17 protein-coding genes are annotated in these 19346 nt (G+C 68.1%); 3 read left to right on the forward strand and 14 right to left on the reverse strand.

What is annotated here, in order from left to right; all coding sequences use genetic code 11:
* Positions 1 to 9: 9 nt before the first annotated feature.
* The 8 genes from G6N60_RS18130 to G6N60_RS18160 all read right to left on the reverse strand — a co-directional run bounded on the left by G6N60_RS18130 (position 10) and on the right by G6N60_RS18160 (position 9119).
* Positions 10 to 642, reverse strand: coding sequence for a GPR1/FUN34/YaaH family transporter (locus G6N60_RS18130; protein ID WP_163739842.1), 633 nt, complete (start codon positions 640 to 642; stop codon positions 10 to 12).
* A 371-nt stretch (positions 643 to 1013) separates the two neighbouring features.
* The gene (locus G6N60_RS18135) at positions 1014 to 2396 is read right to left on the reverse strand and encodes an NtaA/DmoA family FMN-dependent monooxygenase (protein WP_163744170.1); all 1383 of its coding nucleotides are present in this window, start codon (positions 2394 to 2396) and stop codon (positions 1014 to 1016) included.
* A gap of 169 nt (positions 2397 to 2565) precedes the next feature.
* Positions 2566 to 3684, reverse strand: a complete 1119-nt coding sequence (locus tag G6N60_RS18140; RefSeq protein WP_163739845.1) for a YeiH family protein — start codon at positions 3682 to 3684, stop codon at positions 2566 to 2568.
* A gap of 4 nt (positions 3685 to 3688) precedes the next feature.
* On the reverse strand, positions 3689 to 3823 hold the full coding sequence (locus G6N60_RS28930) for a hypothetical protein (RefSeq protein WP_263992843.1): 135 nt from the start codon (positions 3821 to 3823) through the stop codon (positions 3689 to 3691).
* Positions 3824 to 3933: 110 nt separating this feature from the next.
* Positions 3934 to 5148: an acyl-CoA dehydrogenase family protein gene (locus G6N60_RS18145; protein ID WP_163739847.1), complete on the reverse strand. Its 1215-nt coding sequence runs from the start codon at positions 5146 to 5148 to the stop codon at positions 3934 to 3936.
* A complete protein-coding gene (locus tag G6N60_RS18150; RefSeq protein ID WP_163739849.1) occupies positions 5145 to 6176 on the reverse strand; it encodes an ABC transporter permease in 1032 nt (343 codons plus the stop codon). Before G6N60_RS18150 ends, G6N60_RS18145 begins: the two co-directional genes overlap by 4 nt.
* A 4-nt stretch (positions 6177 to 6180) precedes the next feature.
* Positions 6181 to 7767 (reverse strand): sugar ABC transporter ATP-binding protein, encoded by a 1587-nt coding sequence (locus tag G6N60_RS18155; RefSeq protein WP_163739851.1) that lies wholly within the window; start codon positions 7765 to 7767, stop codon positions 6181 to 6183.
* A complete protein-coding gene (locus G6N60_RS18160) occupies positions 7767 to 9119 on the reverse strand; it encodes a sugar ABC transporter substrate-binding protein (RefSeq protein ID WP_163739853.1) in 1353 nt (450 codons plus the stop codon). Before G6N60_RS18160 ends, G6N60_RS18155 begins: the two co-directional genes overlap by 1 nt.
* Positions 9120 to 9272: 153 nt before the next feature.
* On the opposite strand from G6N60_RS18160, the gene G6N60_RS18165 reads away from it, so the two are divergent.
* Positions 9273 to 10646: an LLM class flavin-dependent oxidoreductase gene (locus G6N60_RS18165; protein ID WP_163739855.1), complete on the forward strand. Its 1374-nt coding sequence runs from the start codon at positions 9273 to 9275 to the stop codon at positions 10644 to 10646.
* Here the strand turns inward: G6N60_RS18165 and G6N60_RS18170 are convergent.
* Positions 10636 to 11352, reverse strand: coding sequence for a sensor domain-containing protein (locus tag G6N60_RS18170; RefSeq protein ID WP_163739857.1), 717 nt, complete (start codon positions 11350 to 11352; stop codon positions 10636 to 10638). The genes G6N60_RS18165 and G6N60_RS18170 overlap by 11 nt on opposite strands.
* A gap of 2 nt (positions 11353 to 11354) precedes the next feature.
* Positions 11355 to 13256 carry a translation elongation factor 4 gene (gene lepA, locus G6N60_RS18175; RefSeq protein ID WP_163739859.1) on the reverse strand — a complete coding sequence of 634 codons (1902 nt, stop codon included), beginning with the start codon at positions 13254 to 13256 and terminating at the stop codon, positions 11355 to 11357.
* Between the two features lie 41 nt (positions 13257 to 13297).
* On the opposite strand from lepA, the gene G6N60_RS18180 reads away from it, so the two are divergent.
* Complete coding sequence (locus tag G6N60_RS18180) at positions 13298 to 13912, forward strand: type II toxin-antitoxin system PemK/MazF family toxin (protein WP_179969709.1); 615 nt, start codon at positions 13298 to 13300, stop codon at positions 13910 to 13912.
* A gap of 70 nt (positions 13913 to 13982) precedes the next feature.
* Here the strand turns inward: G6N60_RS18180 and G6N60_RS18185 are convergent, their stop codons facing one another.
* A complete protein-coding gene (locus G6N60_RS18185) occupies positions 13983 to 14588 on the reverse strand; it encodes a GNAT family N-acetyltransferase (RefSeq protein ID WP_163739863.1) in 606 nt (201 codons plus the stop codon).
* Positions 14589 to 14679: 91 nt separating this feature from the next.
* Here G6N60_RS18185 and G6N60_RS18190 point away from each other — a divergent pair, with 91 nt between their 5' ends.
* Entirely contained in the window at positions 14680 to 15690 is a 1011-nt protein-coding gene (locus G6N60_RS18190) for an aldo/keto reductase (RefSeq protein ID WP_163739865.1), read from the forward strand.
* 25 nt (positions 15691 to 15715) lie between these two features.
* Here G6N60_RS18190 and G6N60_RS18195 read toward each other — a convergent pair whose 3' ends face one another.
* The 3 genes from G6N60_RS18195 to G6N60_RS18205 are packed head-to-tail and all read right to left on the reverse strand — an operon-like array spanning position 15716 to position 19332.
* A complete protein-coding gene (locus tag G6N60_RS18195) occupies positions 15716 to 16555 on the reverse strand; it encodes a transglutaminase family protein (protein WP_163739868.1) in 840 nt (279 codons plus the stop codon).
* A gap of 33 nt (positions 16556 to 16588) precedes the next feature.
* The gene (locus tag G6N60_RS18200) at positions 16589 to 17566 is read right to left on the reverse strand and encodes an alpha-E domain-containing protein (RefSeq protein WP_163739870.1); all 978 of its coding nucleotides are present in this window, start codon (positions 17564 to 17566) and stop codon (positions 16589 to 16591) included.
* Positions 17566 to 19332 (reverse strand): circularly permuted type 2 ATP-grasp protein, encoded by a 1767-nt coding sequence (locus G6N60_RS18205; RefSeq protein WP_163739872.1) that lies wholly within the window; start codon positions 19330 to 19332, stop codon positions 17566 to 17568. The genes G6N60_RS18200 and G6N60_RS18205 overlap by 1 nt, the downstream gene beginning before the upstream one ends.
* Positions 19333 to 19346: the final 14 nt, after the last annotated feature.

Here is a 19346-nt window from a genome sequence, read left to right on the forward strand (position 1 = left end):
GTCTCGGCCCTACCCGACGAGCGGCTTGCCCAGGGGAAGTGCCCGACCGCCGGTCTCCTCCCACAGCGCCGCGACGTAGTAGTAGGCGACGAGACCGACGAAGGCGAAGACGAACCACCCGCCGGCCTTCGTCAATGCCGTAGTGCCCGTGAGGTTTCCGATTAGCAGCAGCACCAACGCCACGTCGACGATGGCCAACAGCAGCGGGTAGGTCCACGGTAGGCGGAGGACCAGCACCGTCAGCAGGCCTATCGTCAGCAACCAACTGCCGAGCCACAGTGCCGTCGTCTGGCCCACGTCGGCCGCGGCGATGCCGAACCAGCCGTGCACGAGGCCCAGCGACAGCGCCGCGTAGCTTGCGTAGAAGCCGAAGAACACCCCGTAGACCGTGGCGTTGACGTTCTGGTTCAGCGCCGCCGCCCAGATGGTGGCCAGCAGGAGTCCAATGGCCGTGGCAGACAACAGTATCGGCACCGCCGCGGCGGCCACGTCCACGATGCCGGTGTTGGTCAGGCCGAGGCCGAATCCGCCGGCGATCACCAGTGGCAGCGCCAGTAGCCCGGGCTTGCCCTCCGTCGGGGTAGCCGGCGGAGCGACGGTTCGCTCGATGATGATGGGAGCCTCGATGGCAAGGTCGGTCATTGCGCCTCTTCTCGGGTGGATTGACGAAACATAGGCCGTCATGCGCCCGCGCGTAGAGACTTGCGATCAGCCCGAAGGAATGACGCCGGGGCGGGTCTGAAGGCATGATCCCGTCCGCAGGCGTCATCATTGGTTGACGATCGTCATCAATCGTTGACGCCCGCAGGGGGCATGACCCTTTCAGAGAGGCGCCGGCGTCATGCGCCTACGCGCAGAGACGTGCGTTCAGCCCGAGGGAATGACGCCGGGGCGGGTCTGAAGGCATCATCCCGTCCGCAGGCGTCATCATTGGTTGACGATCGTCATCAATCGTTGACGCCCGCAGGGGGCATGGTCCTTTCAGAGAGGCGCCACTACACAGAGGAGCGCCACTACACGCGCGCGGGCACCGACAGGGGCTGGGAGATCTCGTCGGCGAGCGAGGTGTCGGTGAACGCGCCGCGGTACTGTGCGGCGGGATGGGTGGCAGGCAGTCGGTCGGCTCCGCCACCGGAGAGCTTGTGCCGCAGCGTTCCTGACTTGTCGACGGTCAGCAGCCCGCGCTTGCGCAGCTCGGGAAACAGGTTCTCGGCGATGTCGGAGAACGTCCCCGGCCGGACGGCGTGGAACACGTTGACGCCGTCGATGCCCGCGTCGCGCCATTCCTCGAGCTTGTCCGCGACCTCCTCGGGCGAGCCCACGATGCGGCTGCTGCGTTCGAACGCGCGGCCGAGATCGGCGATCGTGGGATCGGTGGTTCCCGCTGCCTCTCCCGCGAACCGGGCCCACCCCTGCACCCCCTGCACCTCGCCGAGATCCGACAGTCGAGTGTCGAGCGGCAGGGCACCGGCGTCCACGCCCGCATCACCGAGGATGTGGCACAACACCCCCTCCAGCGAGACCAGTTCCTCCATCCGCGCTTCCTTCTCCCTGGCCTCCTCGCTGGTGCGACCCACGATGAGTGACAGCCCCTGGAAGAACTTCACGTCATACGGGTCGCGGCCGTATTCGGCTGCGAGCGCACGGGTCTCGCCGATCAGGCCCCTGGCCGACTCCGGGTTCGGGCTCGAGATGAAGACGCCCTCGGCGTTGCGCGCCGAGAACCGTTGTCCCACAGGAGAAGCGCCCGCCTGGAACAGCACCGGCGTCCGCTGCGGCGACGGCGTGACGAAGTGCGGACCCTCCACCGAGTAGTGGGTGCCGACGTGGTTGATCTTGTGAATCTTGGTGGGATCGGCGTAGACGCCTGCCTCCTTGTCGGCCCGCAGGGCGTCGTCGTCCCAGGAGCCCTCCCACAGCTTGTACGCCACGTCGACGTACTCCTGGGCGATCTCGTAGCGCAGGTCGTGTTCGACGAGCCTGTCGTGGCCGAAGTTGCGATAGGTGTTGTCGGAGAAGCTGGTCACGATGTTCCAGCCGACCCGGCCGTCGGTGTAGTGGTCCAGCGACGAGATGCGGCGGGCGAAGTCGAACGGCAGGCTCTGGGCGATCGAGCTGGTGTACACCAGGCCCAGGTGCTGGGTCGCGGTGGCCAGGGCCGAGATGAGCACCGACGGATCGTTGGTGGGGATCTGCATGCCCTGCTCGGCGACCAACCGGTAGGACCCGTTCCAGGGCGACCGCAGACCGGTGACGTCGGCGAAGAACATCTGGTCGTAACCCGCCTGGTCCAGGAACCTGGCGAGGTCGACCCAGTGCTTCAAGGAGTTGATCTCGTGGTTGTCCGCCTGCGGATCGCGCCACAGTCCGTGGATGACGTGCGACGGCGTGTTCATCACGAACGCCGAGAAGTAGAGCGGACGGTCCTGCGCGGGCTTGGGCACGAAGCTCCTTCGACGGGAGTGTTGCTGGGTGGGGGTCAGATGGTCGAGAACAGCGCGCCGCCCACGACGATGACGACCACGGCGAACGACAGCGCGAGCCAGGGCCACCACGTCGGCGCGCTCACGCGTGCACTCCCCAGCCGAACACCCGCGAGGTTAGTAGGACCAGCCCCAGCGAGACGACGGCGACGACGACCAGACCGATGACGGCCACCACCAGCGGACGCCACCCCGTCCGGGCCAGCTCGCGGATGTTGGTGTTGAGGCCGACGCCGGCGAAGGTCAGCAGGAAGGCCCACTTCGACACGTTCGCCAAATTGGCCACCTGCCCCTTCGACAGCCAGCCCGCCGTCGCGATCGCGGACACCGCGAGGAAGCCGAGCACGAACTTCGGGAATTTGGTCCACACGAACCGGGCCTTGGCAGCGACTCCCGGGGCGACCTGGTCGGCCTCGCCGCGGGCCGCCCAGTAGAGCGCGAAGCCGAGGACCACGAACCCTATGAGGGCGTTGCGGACCGACTTCACCAGGACGGCGACCTTGCCCGCCTCGTCGGAGAACAGGAACCCCGTCGCGGTGGTCTCGGCGGTGTTGTCGACGGCGAGACCCGCCCACAGCCCGAACTCGTGGTCGCTCAACCCGATGAGGTGCCCGAGCGGCGGGAGGGTAAACAGCGCCACGGCCCCCAGCGCGAGGATCGCGGCGATGGCGTAGCCGACGTCGGAGTTGCGCGCCCGGATGGCGCCCTTGGACGCGATGATGGCCGACACCCCGCAGATCGACGTGCCGATGGCGAGCAGCGACCCCAGCTTGCCGGACAGCCCGAAGAGCCGGGCCGCGCCGAGGATGATCGCACCGGCCACCGTCATGTCGACGAGGATCTGAATCAGACTGGTACCGCCCAGCTTGAGCACGTCGCCGAGGATGAACCGCGACCCGAGGGCCACGATCCCGATCTTCAGCCAGAACTCGTAGGTCTGCACACCGGGGCGGAAGATGCGATGCAGGCCAACGGTATTCGTGATCAGCAGCCCAATCAGAATCGCCCACAGCACGTATTCGATGTCGGGCACGGTCCAGTGCTCGTGCTTGGCCAACGCATTCCAGCCGATCTGGGCGTACTTGCCGAGCAGTCCCACGACGATCAGCAGGAGCACCCCCGGCACGTAGGCCAGCAGGTTGGTGGTGGTGAAGGTCGCCTCGGAGTAGTCCTCCTCGGGCGCAACGGACGTCGTGCTCATCGGTTCACCACGGAATCTTCGGTAGGAGGTCGACGACGGCGAGCGCGGCCACGGCGCCGGCGATGATGGTGGCCCACCAGTCGACGCCGACGCGCGCGTACCAGGGCTCGGAAGTCGGTTCGCGGGCGGGCTGGCTCACCGGACGCTCCTCTCACGGTTGATCGTCAGTGAATGTTCGGTCCCGAGCCCAGCTGGCCACAAGAGATCGAATCGTCGTGATCGCTGGCCGCCCTACGTCGCGACGTACGGTCAGAAGTAGCCGCTGCCCGGCAGTTTCGTACCCCGTACGTGGTAGGCGCCGATGGCCTGCGCCTTGTACGACGCGGGGTTGTGCGACGCCAGCGTGCGGATGTTTCGCCAATGTCGGTCCAGCAGATGGGCGGTGCGCACGACCGAGGCGCCGCCGACGTCGAAGATCTGCGTGGCCGCCTTCTGCCCGAGTGCGTCGACGACGACCTTGGCGTTGGCCGCGTGAAGGGACGCCGCGTGCGCCCACTCGAGCTCCGGGTCGGCACCGCGGGCAGCGGCGTCGAACGCGACGGCCAGCGTGTCGGCCGCCGCGAGCACCGTCGCCTCGGCGGCGAACGCCGCGGCGGCGATCTCACCGATCTCGCGCTGCAGCAGGGGGTCGTCCGGCGCCGACGGCGTCGGCGCCCACGCGAAGCTCCGCGACCGCTGGTGGACGTGGGCCACCGCATCGTCACGCAAGGCGTGTAGCACACCGGCCACCAATGCCGTCACGTACAGCTGAAAGAAGGCTCCCGACAGGTACATCGGGGCGGGTTCGGTGCCGCCGGCGGTCGACTCCACGCGCAGCACCTCGTCGGCGGCCACCGCGACGTCCTCGAAGATCGCGGTGCCGGTACCCGTGGCCCGCTGCCCCATGCCGTCCCAGTCGTCGAGCACCGTCACGCCCGTGCGGTCGGTCGGCACCAGCGCCAGCACCGTGACTCCGTCCGGGTCGCTGGCCATCACCTCGGCGTAGTCGGCGTACAGCGTGCCCGTGGTGAAGTACTTCCTACCGTTCAAGCGAAAGCCGTCGCCGTAGGGCAGCAGCCTGGTCTGCCAGGCGAACTCACCGACCGTGGTCGTGCCGAGCTCGGTCGAGGCATTGCCGACGATCTTGCCGCTGAGCGCGAGGTCGATGGCGCGCCTGCGCTCGGCGGGATCGAGGCGCAGCCGCTCCTCCACGTGCGCGAAGTGCCCGCGCAGGATGTGCGCGACGTTCACGTCGACCCTCGCCAACGCGACGACCGTCGCGAACAGCTCACGCAGGGTGGCTCCCCCACCCCCGTCCTCGGCAGGAACGCGTAGCGCACCCAGTCGCGCTCGTCGAACCAGATCGATTGCCGCATGGGGACGTTCACCGGAGCGCTCCCGCTCGAGGGCACCCGACCCGATGGCGGTGATGAGGTCGGCCAGTCGAACCGATCCTACGGTGACCGGAGACGCGACTGCGGTCATTTCACGATCAGCTTCCGTTGCGAGGCCATCGTGAACACCGCGGCGACGATGATCACCAGACCCTTGATGATGGTCTGCGTGTAGTCGGCGGCCCCAATCTGGTTGAGCCCGTTCGACAACACGGTGAGGATGAGCACGCCGAGGACGGTCCGTCCGACGCCACCGACGCCACCGGAGAGCGCCGTGCCTCCGATGACGATCGCGGCGACGGAGTCGAGCAGGATCGTCGATCCCGTCGTCGGACCCGCCGCACCCAGTTGCGCCGTGAGCAGCAGGCCGGCCAGGCCCGCGGTGATGCCGGAGACGACGAGGATCACGACCTTGACCCTCCGGGTGCTCACGCCGGCGAGTTCGACGACCCGTTCGTTACCGCCGACCGCATACACGTAGAGGCCGAACCTGGTGCGGCGGGCGAAGAACCACACGACGAGGAAGGCCACGATGGCGATCAGTGCCGCGTTCTGCACGTTGGGGATCAGCTGCCCGATCGCAAGGTCGCGGATGCCCTCGTCGGTGAAGTTGATCGTGCTGCCCTGCAGGATGGTCAGACCGATGCCGGCGAACAACGAGAGAGTGCCGAGGGTCGCGATGAACGACGGCACCCTACCGTAGGCGAACACCACCCCGTTCAGTAACCCGATGGCCGCGCCGACCCCAATGGCGATGAGCAACACCAGGATTGGATTGCCGACGCCGGCGTTGATCGACGAGGCGAGGACGGCTCCGGTGAGCAGTGCGATGGATCCGACCGAGAGGTCGACGCTGCCCGCGACGATGACGAGCGTGGCGCCGAGCGAGGCGAGCAGCAGGATGCCCGCCTGACCGCTGATCAGTGTCAGGTTGGCCGCGCTGAGGAACGCATCGGCGCGGACGGAGAAGTAGGCGAAGAGGGCGAGCAGCGCGATCAACGGAAGTACGTCGCGAACGACGTTGATCCGCTTGCGGATTCCCACCGGCGATCGCAGACCGGCGTCCTGGTCCGCGGGTGCGTCGAGGGTGGGGGCAGCAGTGGTGAGTTCGGTGGTCATGGCCTCATCCGACGGTGGTGGGAACGGTGGGTCGAGTGGCGCCGGGAATCATCCTGGCGACGAGGTCGTGCTCGTCCGGTTTCGCGCCGGGTGGGGCGTCGACGGTGGCGGAGATCCGTCCGTTCGTGATGACCACGATGCGGTTGGACAGCCCGATCAACTCCGGCAGGTCGTCACTGACCAGGATCACTGCGGTGCCCGCCGCCGCGACCTGCCGCAGTAGGTCGTAGATGCCCTCGCGCGCACCGGTGTCGACGCCCTGGGTGGGTTCGTCGAGGATCAGCACCTGGGGTTGACGCAACAACCACTTGGCGATGAGGACCTTCTGCGCGTTGCCACCCGAGAGCGATGACACGGGGGCGTCGATGCCCTCGGCGACGATGCCGAGTTCGGTGACGTAGCGCTCGGTCGCCTTCCTGGCCAGCCCGACGGCCCACAGACCCACCCGCTTGGTGGCGAATCTGTCGTGCAGCGAGGCCAATTGGACGTTCTCGACGAGTGACGCCGACGTGATGAGGCCCTTCTCGGAGCGGTCCGGCGGCACGTAGGCGATGCCTGCCCGCACGTGGTCGCCGACGGAACCGGACACCTCTTCGCCGTTGACGAGCACCCTGCCCTCGGTGGGTCTCACGACCCCGGCGATGATCTCGCCAAGCACGCGCTTGCCCGATCCCTCGGTACCCGCCAGCCCGACGATCTCGCCGGGTGCCACCTCGAGCGACGCGTCCGCGAGCACCCCCGCGCCCGCCACCCGGTCGACCACCAGGCGCGGCGGCGTGTCGGCCGCGACGTCGCGCTGGGCCTGTTCGCGGTAGTAGTTCTGCGTCCGCACGCGGCCCACCATCAGGCGGTGCAGTTCTCCCTCGTCAGTGCCTGCAGTCGGTCGATGTCCCACTGACTCACCGTCTTTGAAGACGGTGATCCGATCGGTCGTCTGCAGGATCTCCGGCAACCGGTGTGACACGAACACCACGGCGGCCACTCCGCGCAACCGCTGCAGCAGCCGCAGGAAGTTGTCCTCGTGCTCCTGGTCCAGGGCCGTGGTCGGCTCGTCGAACAGCACTACGGGACGTTCGACCTCGAGCAGTTCTGCCAGCGCGGTCACCCGGGCGATGTCGACGCTCTGCTTCTGCCCCGGGGTGAGCGCACCGGTCGACAGCGTGACGTCGATGCCGTCCACGCCGGCGGTGTGCAACGCCTCCTCCGTGATCCGCTTGAGGCGCCGACGGTCCAGACCGCCAGTGCGCGAACGGAAGAGGTGCTCCCAGCCGAAGAACGCGTTCTCGTAGACGGCCAGCGAGTCGATCAGCGCCGCGTCCTGGAACACCCGGAAGATGCCGAGCCGGTTGGCGTCCTGGTAGGTCTTGGGCGCGATCTCCCTGCCGTCCAGTCGCAACGAACCGGAGTCATACGGCAGCACTCCCGACACGATGTTCAGGATCGTGCTCTTGCCTGCGCCGTTCTCCCCGATCAAGCCGAGGACCTCGCCGTCGCCGACCACGAGGTCGACACCCTTCAGGGCGCGGTTGTTGCCGAACGTCTTGACGATGCCCGTCGCCTGCAGGCGCGGTTCCGTCGTGGGAGTGCTCATCACACCCGCCCGTAGGGGGACGGACCGAGGACAGGCGTGCGGTAGTGCTCCCGGTAGAGCGCGCGAATCCGATCGAAGTCACCATTGCGCCGAGCCTTGAGATACGCCTCGGGAAACTGAAATCCCTTGGGCTTGGGCACACCCGGCCAGATGAGATCCAGATTCTCGACGGGATACCCGTCGAACTGTAGGTCGAAGTCGTCGGGGTGTTCGGTGCGCGACAGCAGCGCGACGTCGAACGACTCGCCGATCGGTCGGTCCACGTAGCGGGCCTTGAACGCCTCGACGTTGGCGCGGGTGATGATCTCGGCGTGCCAGCCGTAGAACCGTTCGGCGGGTTCGGGTCTCCATCCGCGCAGGCGGTCGTGGAACTGCGCTAGGGTGACGAACGACGGGTAGGCGGGCACGTTTCCGGTGGTGGCCAACTGCTTGCCGGACAGCACGCGTTCGATGCCCGCGGTCGACCCGTTGGAGCCGGTGACGAAGACGTCCTTGCCGGGTACCTTGCCCGCCGCCTCGATGCCCGCGATCACACCGGTGGCGGCGTCGTCGTTGACCGCGACGATGCCCCTGGTATCCGGGTAGCGCGCCAGCAGTGTGGCTGCGGCCTTGGCCGAGAGGTCGGCGTCGTACTTGGCGTGCAGCTCGCCGGCGAACGTGATCTTCGGGTATTTCTTCAGCGTGTCGTAGACCGCGACCCGGCGTTGGGTCTCGCACCCGTCGATCGACGGGTAGTACCCGCCCACGCGAACGATGGTGCCCTCTTCACCGATCTGCTTGGCCAGCACGTCGGTCGCCTTGCTGACCGACTCGTACTCGTCGGGCATGAGGAAGGTGTTGTACTTGTCCCCCTCGGCGTCGCTGTGCCATGGGGTGTACCAGGCCGGTGAATTCCAGGCCGCCTGGAAGAGGACACCGTTGTCGTTGGAGTCGTGCGCCATCGTCGGTAGGGCACCGGGGTCGTTGAGCCCGACGAAGATCGCCGTCGTCTTCTGCGTGAGCAGCTGATTGAACTGGTTGGACTGCACGGCCGCGTCGTTCTTGCCGTCCAGAACCACGCTCTTGTAACCCAGTTGGCTCGCGGCGTCCTTCCACGCCTTGGCCCACTGCACCTGGTAGTCCCCCGTCGAGGACCAATTCAGCAGGGCGAATTGGCCGTCGGTGTAGGCGACGGCACCGTTCGCGGCCCGCTTGTGCCCGCCGACCGCGGCCAGGGTGCCGCCCGCGGCGACCGCGACGCCGGCCCCCGCCAACAGCTTGACGAACTGCCGCCGCCCGAGCCCGTAGGTGTCGAGGCGCTCGAGCAACGAGTCGACCACGCGGCGTTCGTCACCGCTTCCATCCGAGGTCACCGCCTGCACCCCCTTCCATGTCCATTGCGGCTCGACCGTAGTGCGACCCGGTCGAGTGGCCGACCCTCTCGCTCGTGCTGAGCGAATGCCCCTTCGGCTGCACCGTGATCGAAACCCTTGGCAGCAGCCATGGTTCGAGCCAACTCTGGTCGAATGTCGATCAGACCGCTGCACTTCTCGGCGTTCGTGATGAATACGACCTCGCACATCCTGCAGGGCGTGTGGCGTCGACCCGAGGCGGGCCAGACCAACTTCAACTCCCTGGACCACTGGGTGGAGTTGGCGAAGATCCTCGAGCGCGGGCGTTTCGACGTCATCTTCTTCGCCGACGTCATCGGTCTGTACGGCGACTACGGCGGCTCCTACGAGAAGTACGTGCACTCCGGGCTGCAGATCCCCAGCAACGACCCCAGTGTCATCGCCTCGGCGATCGCCTACAACACGACCGATCTCGGCATCGCGATCACCAGCTCGGTGATTCAGGAGCATCCGTTCAACTTCGCCCGCAAGATCTCGACACTGGATCACGCGTCCCATGGGCGGATCGCCTGGAACATCGTCACCAACGCACTTGCCAACGGCGCCCGCAACTTTGGCTACGACGAGCTGGAGGAACACGACGAGCGCTACCGCTGGGCCGACGAGTACGTCGACGTGGCCTACAAGCTGTGGGAGGGCTCGTGGGACGACGGCGCACTACTGCAGGACCGGGAGCGCGGACTGCACGGCGACTACGCGAAGATTCACAAGATCAACCACGTCGGCACGCGCTACCGCGTCGAGGGTCCGCACCTGGTGGCCCCGTCACCGCAACGCACCCCGGTGCTTTTTCAGGCCGGATCATCGCCTGCTGGACGGGATTTCGCGGCTCGCAACGCCGAAGCACAGTTCATCATCACCCCGGGACCGGAGCAGGCGCGCGTCCTCATCGACGACACCCGCCGCCGGGTCGTGGCCGCCGGGCGCGAACCCGGCGACCTGAAGTTCTTTCAAGGACTGCACTTCGTCGTCGGCAGCACCGAGGCCGAAGCGCAGCGCAAGGCCGGCGAGCTCGACGACGCCATCGACCTCGACGCCATGGTGGCCCATCTGTCGGGCGCGGTGGGGGTCGACTTCGGTGGCTACCCACTGGACACCCCACTGGGCGACATCGGCCACACCGACGGCGTCCGCAGCATCGTCGACTGGGTACAGCAGTCGGTCTCGGGGCGGGCGGCCACGATCCGCGATCTTGGTCTCCTGCAGGGCCGCAACTCGAGGGTGGTCGGCACCCCGGAGACCATCGCCGACCGGTTGGAGCAGTGGCGCGCTGCGGGTGTCGACGGCATCAACGTCGTCAACGCAACCATCCCCGGCAGTTACGCGGAATTCGTGTACCACGTGATCCCCGTCCTACAGGATCGCGGTCTGGCGCAACGCGAGTACTCCCCCGGCACGACGCGCAAGAAGCTCTTCGGGAGCGATCTACTGCCCGAACGTCATCCGGCCGCGGCCTACCGGGGAGCCTTCACACCCGTCAGGGCCTAGCCGGCGCCGCGCTCCTGTCCAGCATGTCCTTGGCGATGCGCACCGCCGCCGCCTGCGGATCCGGTTGGCGTTCACCCTTGGGCGTAATGGCAAGGGACACTTCGACGATGGTGTTTCCCCGCATCCCGATGGCGCGTTCGTAGCGCGAGGTGGCCGTACCCGGCTGCCGTTGGGTGCGCACCGTCGCGGCCACCACGCCGTCCCTGCGGGCGACGTCGGAGATCGCGGCGTCGACGACCGTCCCCAGCACGTGCTTGACCACGGTGGTGCCCGCGCACTGCTGCCACTGTCGCGCGAAGGATTCAAACGCGTCCCCGGTGGCGCTCGCGGTGGACAGTCGGATCACCGCCGCGTCCGCGCCCGAGGTGTCCACGCCCTCATCCCAGTTGAAGTAGCTCTCCCTGGCGGCCTCGAGGACCGGCAGGCGCTCGTAGACGATCCGCGGCGCGGTGTCGGTGACGGCGGCACAGCCGATGGGCGACGCGTCGGCGTCGGTGCGGAAGCCGTCGGGAAGGATCTCCGCACCGCCGACGAACGGTCGAAAACCGAACGTGCTCAGGGTATTACCCGCCACCGCGCTGATCTCGTCGTCGGTGGGCAGGATCTCCAGCGCCGACGTGGCGGGCACGGCGACGCCGTGCACGGTACTGGCGCAGCCGCTCAACAGGATGGCCGACACGGCGCAGCACGCCAGCCATCGCGCCATGGCTACTTCTTCGGCTTGTCGCTGGCGGCGTCCGAGGACAGCGCCGCGACGAAGGCCTCCTGCGGGACCTCGACCCGGCCGATGGTCTTCATCCGCTTCTTGCCTTCCTTCTGCTTCTCGAGCAGCTTGCGCTTGCGGGTGATGTCACCGCCGTAGCACTTGCTCAGCACGTCCTTGCGGATGGCCCGAATGTTCTCGCGCGCAATGATTCTCGCGCCGATGGCGGCCTGAACGGGGACCTCGAACTGCTGGCGCGGAATGAGTTCCTTGAGCTTGGTGGTCATCTTGTTGCCGTAGGCGGCAGCACCGTCCTTGTGCACGATGGCCGAGAACGCGTCCACCGCCTCACCCTGCAGCAGGATGTCGACCTTGACGAGATCGGCCTCCTGCTCGCCGGCCTCCTCGTAGTCCAGGCTGGCGTAGCCGCGGGTGCGCGACTTCAACGAGTCGAAGAAGTCGAAGATGATCTCGCCCAACGGCATCGTGTAGCGCAGCTCGACGCGCTCGGGCGACAGGTAGTCCATGCCGCCGAGCTCGCCGCGCCGCGACTGGCACAGCTCCATGATGGTGCCGATGAACTCACTCGGGGCGATGATCGTCGTCTTGACGATGGGTTCGTAGACGGCGCCGACCTTGCCGTCGGGCCAGTCGGACGGGTTGGTCACGATGAGTTCGGAACCGTCGTCCTTGACCACCCGGTACACCACGTTGGGCGACGTAGAGATCAGGTCGAGGTCGAACTCGCGCTCGAGACGCTCGCGGGTGATCTCCATGTGCAGCAGGCCGAGGAACCCGCAGCGGAAACCGAATCCCAGCGCCACCGAGGTCTCGGGCTCCCACGTCAGCGCCGCATCGTTGAGCTGCAACCGCTCCAGCGCGTCGCGCAGATTCGGGTAGTCGGAGCCGTCGACCGGGTAGAGCCCCGAGTAGACCATCGGCTTGGGCTCGCGGTAGCCGGTCAGCGCCTCGGTGGCCCCGTTGCGGGCCGAGGTCACGGTGTCACCGACCTTGGACTGGCGGACGTCCTTCACCCCGGTGATGAGGTAGCCCACCTCACCGACGCCGAGGCCGTCGGATGCCTTCGGCTCCGGTGAGACGATACCCACTTCCAGCAGCTCGTGCGTGGTGCCGGTGGACATCATCTTGATCTTCTCGCGCGGCCGCAGCGTGCCGTCGACTACGCGGACGTACGTCACGACGCCGCGGTAGATGTCGTAGACCGAGTCGAAGATCATCGCCCGGGCGGGCGCATCGGCGTCCCCGACGGGCGCGGGGATCTGGCGGACCACCTCGTCGAGCAACTCGCGCACGCCGGCGCCGGTCTTGCCGGAGACCCGCAGCACGTCGTCGGGCTCGCAGCCGATGATGTGGGCGATCTCGGAGGCATAGCGGTCGGGGTCGGCGGCGGGCAGGTCGATCTTGTTGAGCACCGGGATGATCGTCAGATCGCGGTCCAGCGCCAGGTACAGGTTCGCCAGGGTCTGGGCCTCGATGCCCTGCGCGGCGTCGACGAGCAGCACCGCACCCTCGCAGGCCTCCAGCGCGCGGGACACCTCGTAGGTGAAGTCGACGTGGCCGGGCGTGTCGATCAGGTGCAGCACGTACTGCTGACCGTCGGCCTCCCAGGGCAGGCGCACGTTCTGCGCCTTGATGGTGATGCCGCGTTCGCGCTCGATGTCCATGCGGTCGAGGTACTGCGCCCGCATGTCCCGGTCGGCGACGACGCCGGTGATGCCCAGCATCCGGTCGGCCAACGTCGACTTGCCGTGGTCGATGTGGGCGATGATGCAGAAGTTCCGAATCTGCGCCGGCGCAGTGAAGGTCTTGTCGGCGAAGCTGCTGATGGGAATCTCCTGGTGGGGGCTCGGTCGTGCCTCTCCAGCGTATCGACTGACCGTCGCCACGACACAATCGCGAGCGCGAAAGCTCACCTATGCTCGTCCTCATGGCTGCGCAGTGGAAGACCTTTCAGCGCGTGGCGGAGCAGTTGGTGTTCCAAGAGGCGCCCAAGATCATCCGTCAGCTGCAGAGACCCGAGACCCGGCCGCGCACCCTGCAGGAGGGCCTCAAGCTGGGCCTGAACGTCGGGATCAACGTCGGCCGCAGCGTGCTCGCCGGCGCACCCGCCGAGCCGCAGCGTGCCATCGCGGCCGGCCGGCCGATCACCAAGGACAGCGTGCCCACCGCCCACCGGGCTCGCCGGGTGTCCTATGCGCCGAACCTCGACGGGCGGGCCGACCCCGGCGAGATCGTGTGGACGTGGGTCGTCTACGAGGAGGACCCCTCGCGCGGCAAGGACCGGCCCGTGCTCGTCGTCGGCCGCGACGGGTCGACGCTGCTGGGTCTGATGCTGTCCAGCCAGGAGCGCCACGTGTCCGACCGCAGTTGGGTCGGAATCGGTAGCGGCAGTTGGGATTACGAGGGGCGAGCGAGCTGGGTGCGGCTCGACCGCGTGCTCGACGTGCCGGAGGAGGGCATTCGCCGCGAGGGCGCCATCCTCGCCCGCGAGACGTTCGAGGTCGTCGCGCAACGGTTGCGCACCCAGTACTCCTGGAGCTGACCCCCGCGAGCAGCCGCAAATCCGTCGCGACACGCCGCGTCGAGCGCACATTGGCGTCTGCTCGCCGGCCCTACCGCGGCCGACGCCACATCGGCACCAGGCTGGGCCCACCGCCGGGCAGCGGAATCTCCCCGGTGATCTCGAAGCCGAAACGCTGGTAGTAGGGCACGTTGACGGGGTTGCTCGACTCCAGATAGGCCGGGGCGTGCTCGTCGTCGCAGCGGTCCAGCCGGGACCGCATCAGCGCCTGTCCGAAGCCCGTGCCACGGACGTCGGGATCGCTGCCGATGACCGCCAGGTACCAGTGCGGCTCCTCGGGGTGGGCGGCCTTCATGAGCTCCTCGACGATGCTGCCGCGGCGCAGGGACGCTCCGAACGACCACAGCAGCGACGGCAGGGCGCGCCACTCCTCGGCGCGGGTCTGACGCCACTGGCCGGGCGGGTCCCATAGCGCGGCGGCGCCGATCCCGTCGCTTGCGGTCGCCACCTCCACCCCGCCGCGCGACAGATGGTGATGGCGGGTCAGCGACTCGAAGAGCCGGTGCAGCCTGCGACGGCGCACCCGGGCGTCGGGCAGCATCCAGCACATCACGGGATCGTCGAAGAAGGCCCGGCCCAGCGTCGTCGACAGCGCGGGGACGTCGGTCCGGGTCGCGGGTCTGACCTGCACGCCCACGATGCTCTCACGGCGGAGGCGTCGGCAGGGGAACACTGAAGCGCGGGCGCCGGTTGGTAGCCGAAGATCCGAACGACACGAGGGGAGCACCATGACCGAAACCGTCACGCTCGGCGACGACCTGACGGTCAGCGCGGTGGGGTTCGGCGCCATGGCGCTGACGCCGGTCTACGGCGGCGTCGACGACGCAGAGTCCCTGCAGACGCTGCACCGGGCGCTCGACCTGGGCGTCACGTTCATCGACACCGCGAACGTCTACGGTGGCGGCGCGAACGAGCGACTCATCGCGCACGTGCTCGCCGACCGGCGCGACGAGGTAACGCTGGCCACCAAGTTCGGCATCGTCGGCAACCCCGCCGACCGCGCCCCCGACGCCACGCCGACCGCGCGCGGCGACGCCGCCTACGTCCGGCAGTGCATCGACGAGAGCCTGCAACGGCTGCAGACCGACGTCGTCGACCTCTACTACATGCACCGGCGCGACCTGACCGTGCCGATCGAGGAGACCGTCGGGGCGATGGCCGAACTCGTCGCCGCGGGCAAGGTCCGCCATCTCGGCCTGTCCGAGGTGACGGGCGACGAGCTGCGCGCCGCCGTCGCGGTCCACCCGATCGCCGCCGTGCAGAGCGAATGGTCGATCTGGAGTCGTGACGTCGAGAACCAGGTGGTGCCGACGGCGGCCGAACTGGGCATCGGCTTCGTGCCCTACTCGCCGCTGGGCCGCGGCTTCCTGACGGGCACGCTCACGTCGGTCTCGGACTTCACCGAGTCGTCGGACTTCCGGCGCAACATGCCGCGGTTCTCCGACGAGGCGCTGGCGAAGAACCTCGCCGTCGTGGAGGTGATCCGCTCCGTCGCCGAGGAACGGGAGGCCACCGCGGCCCAGGTCGCCCTGGCCTGGCTGCGCTACCGGGCCGACGACTTCGGGGTGGCGTCGGCGCCCATCCCCGGCACCCGACGCGCCGCCCGCGTACAGGAGAACTTCGATTCCCTGGACGTCGCGCTGAGCGATGCCCAGCTGGCCCGCCTGGACGCTGCGGCCGCCACGGTGTCGGGCACCCGGATCGCGAACCTGGCGTGGGTGTCGGCCGGCCGCGAGTGACGCAGGCGGCTGAACGGTTGAACGGCTACGCCAGCCGGGTGATCTCCACGACGACGTCGAGGTCGGTCGACCCCTCCCCCGAGTAGATGCCCTTCAGCGGCGTCACGTCGTGGTAGTCACGGCCGACGCCGACGCTGATGTACTGCTCGTTGATCGCCTTGTCGTTGGTGGGGTCGTAGTTCCACCAGCCGCCCGTCCACGCCTGGATCCACGCGTGGCTCTGACCGTCGATGGTGTCGCCGACCTTGGCCTTGGCGTTCGGATGCAGGTAGCCCGACACGTACCGGGCGGGAATTCCCATGCTGCGCAACAGGATCAGCGTGAGGTGGGCGAAGTCCTGGCAGACGCCCTTGCCCTCGCGCAGCGCGTCGAGTCCCGAGGAGTGCACGCCCGTGGTCCCCGGCACGTACGCCAGTTCGGTGTGCACCCACTGGGCCGCCTCGACGATCGCCGCCTGCGGATCGTGGTACTTGGCGATGCGCTGGCCCACCCGGTGCATGCGTCTGCTGCTCGGCGCGTAGTCCGAGGACGCCAGGTACTCGTCGAACTGGTCCTTGACCGCCTCGCTGGCGAGCTCGTCCCACGTCAGCTTCTCCGTGGGCTCCTCGTCCCGGTCGGTCTCGACGACCGAGGACGCCGTCACCTCGAGTTCGGTGTGCGGAGCGTGCAGGTCGAACGCCGTGACGGCCGTGCCCCAGTAGTCGACGTAGCGGTAGGACCGCGTCGCGGGGACCGTCTCGACCCGGTTGAGCACGACGTTTTGCCGCGAGTCCGACCGCGGCGTCAACCGCGCCTCGTTGAACGACGCGGTGACCGGCGACTTGTAGGCGTACCCGGTCGCATGGATGACCCGCATGCGCCACATCAGTTGCTTCCCTTCGCGCGAGCGCTCATCGGCTCAGACCTCGCCTTCCTCGATCACCAGCGACCCGGCCCGGCCGGCATCAGTCCAGGCCACCCACGGCGCGGAGTAGAAGTACTCCACCGCCAGCGCCTCACCGACGTCCGCGCACGTGGTCTGCAGCGCGCCAAGGGTCTCCTCGAGGGACTCCAGCAGCACACCCGGTCGCAGGAACTCCAATTCGCTTCTGGCACGGCCGAGTAGACGCTGCGCCTCGGCGGTCGCACCCACCCGGTTGAGCCTGCGGTGGTGCAATTCGTCGAGGCTGTGCTCGGCCAACCGCAGCGAGTACATCACCGACCGCGGGAACAGCCGGTCGAGCATCATGAACTCCACGACGCGGCCCGCGTCGAGCACGCCGCGGTAGGTGCGCAGGTAGGTGTCATGGGCGCCCGCCGAGCGCAGCACCGTCACCCAGGCCGGCGACGACGCGCTGTCACCGACGCGCGACAGCAGCAGCCGTACGATCATGTCGACGCGTTCGACGGCCCGGCCCAGCACCATGAAGCGGTAGCCGTCGTCGCGCGACAGCGTCGAGTCCGCGAGGCCGGCGAACTGCGCGGCGCGCCCCTCGATGTAGGACAGGAACTCGTGCGGGCCGAGGCGCTTGGCTGCCCGTTCGCGCTCGGGCAGGGCGTTGTAGGTGGTGTTGAGGCACTCCCAGATCTCGGTCGAGGTGACTTCGCGTGCGCCGCGGGCGTTTTCGCGCGCCGCGGAGATGGAGTCGACGATCGAGCAGCCGCCCTGGGTGTCGCGGCTGAACGCGACCAGGTCGGTCAGCGACCACAGGTCGAGTTCGGTGTCCGGCGGTTCGATGCCGAGCACCCGCAGCAGCGTGCGCGACGCATGGTCGGGGTCGACGCTGGAGTCCTCCAGCAGCTGGTGCACGGTGACGTCGAGGATGCGGGCGGTGTCGTCGGCGCGTTCGACGTAGCGACCGATCCAGTACAGCGATTCCGCGTTGCGCGCGAGCATCAGCGCACCACCTGCCGCTGCTGCTGTAGTTGCTGCTGGCCCATCGAGCGTTGTTGCTGCTGCTGTTGCTGCTGGCCCATCGACTGGGACTGCTGCTGCTGTTGCTGCTGTTCCTGCGGGCCCATCGCCTGGGACTGTTGCTGCTGGGAGTCTCCGTTGCGGTCGGCAGACTTGCCGTTCTTGCCGAGCTTGGGCAGCGCGCGGACGACCTCGGCCGCGCCGAGCTCGCGATCGGCGACCGACGCGCGCGACGCCAGCACCCAGGTGTCCTTGGACCCGCCGCCCTGGCTGGAGTTCACCACCAGCGATCCCTCGGGCAGCGCGACGCGGGTCAGGCCGCCCGGCAGCACCCACACGTCGTCGCCGTCGTTGACCGCGAAGGGTCGCAGATCGACGTGGCGCGGTGCGAGCGCATCGTCGATTTGCGTTGGCACGGTGGACAATTGGACGACCGGCTGCGCGATCCAGCCGCGCGGATCACTGCGGACCTTCTTGGTGATGGCGGCCAGTTCCTTCTCCGACGCGTCGGGCCCGAACACGATGCCGTACCCGCCGGAGCCCTCGACGGGCTTGATGACGAGTTCGTCGATCCGGTCGAGCACCTCTTCGCGCTCGTCGTCGAGCCAGCACCGGAACGTGTCGACGTTGGCGAGCGACAGCTTCTCGCCCAGGTAGTACTCGACGATCGTCGGGACGTAGCAGTAGACGAGCTTGTCGTCGCCGACGCCGTTGCCGACGGCGCTGGAGATCACGACGTTGCCCGCGCGGGCCGCGTTGAGGATGCCCGCCACGCCGAGCACCGAGTCGGGCTTGAAGTGCATGGGGTCGAGGAATTCGTCGTCGATGCGGCGGTAGATGACGTCGACCTGCCGCTCCCCCTCGGTGGTCCGCATGTAGACGGTGTTGTCGCGGCAGAACAGGTCGCGCCCCTCGACGAGTTCGACGCCCATCTGACGGGCCAGCAGCGAATGCTCGAAGTAGGCCGAGTTGTAGACGCCGGGCGTGAGCACGACGACCGTCGGATCGGCCTCGTTCGAGGCCGCCGCGTTGCGCAGCGCGCGCAGCAGATGCGAGGAGTAGTCACCGACCGAGCGGACGCGGTGCGTCGCGAACAGATTCGGGAAGACCCTCGCCATCGTGCGGCGGTTCTCCATGACGTAGGACACCCCCGACGGCGAGCGCAGGTTGTCCTCGAGCACCCGGAACGTGCCCTGGCCGTCGCGCACCAGATCGATTCCCGCGACGTGAATCCGCACGCCGTTGGGAGGGATGATGCCCGCGGCCTCGCGGTGGAAGTGCTCACACGAGGTGATCAGCCGGCGCGGGATGACCCCGTCGCGCAGGATCTCCTGCTCGCCGTAGATGTCGTCGAGGAACATCTCGAGGGCCTTGACGCGCTGCTTGATGCCGCGCTCGAGCCGCGACCACTCCGCCGCCGAGATCACCCTGGGCACCAGGTCCAGCGGGAACGGCCGCTCCTGGCCGGACAGCGAGAAGGTGATGCCCTGGTCGATGAACGCGCGGCCCAGCGCCTCGGATCGCGCCGCGAGCTCGGAGGCGTCCGAGGGGGCCAACTCGGCGAAGATGCCCTTGTACGGTCCCCGGACGTTGCCCTGGGCGTCGAACATCTCGTCGAACGCCTTGGCGTAATTGCCGACGTCGTTGTACCCGCCGAAGATGCCGTCGTGACGTTTTGAGGAGGACGCGGCCTTGCGCCCCGATCGGGCGCCGTCCGCGGGCAGTGTTCGAAGGCTCACCCGTGACATGCTGCCGCACGTGT

The sequence above is a fragment of the Mycolicibacterium madagascariense genome, from assembly GCF_010729665.1.
Taxonomy (GTDB): Bacteria; Actinomycetota; Actinomycetes; order Mycobacteriales; family Mycobacteriaceae; genus Mycobacterium; species Mycobacterium madagascariense.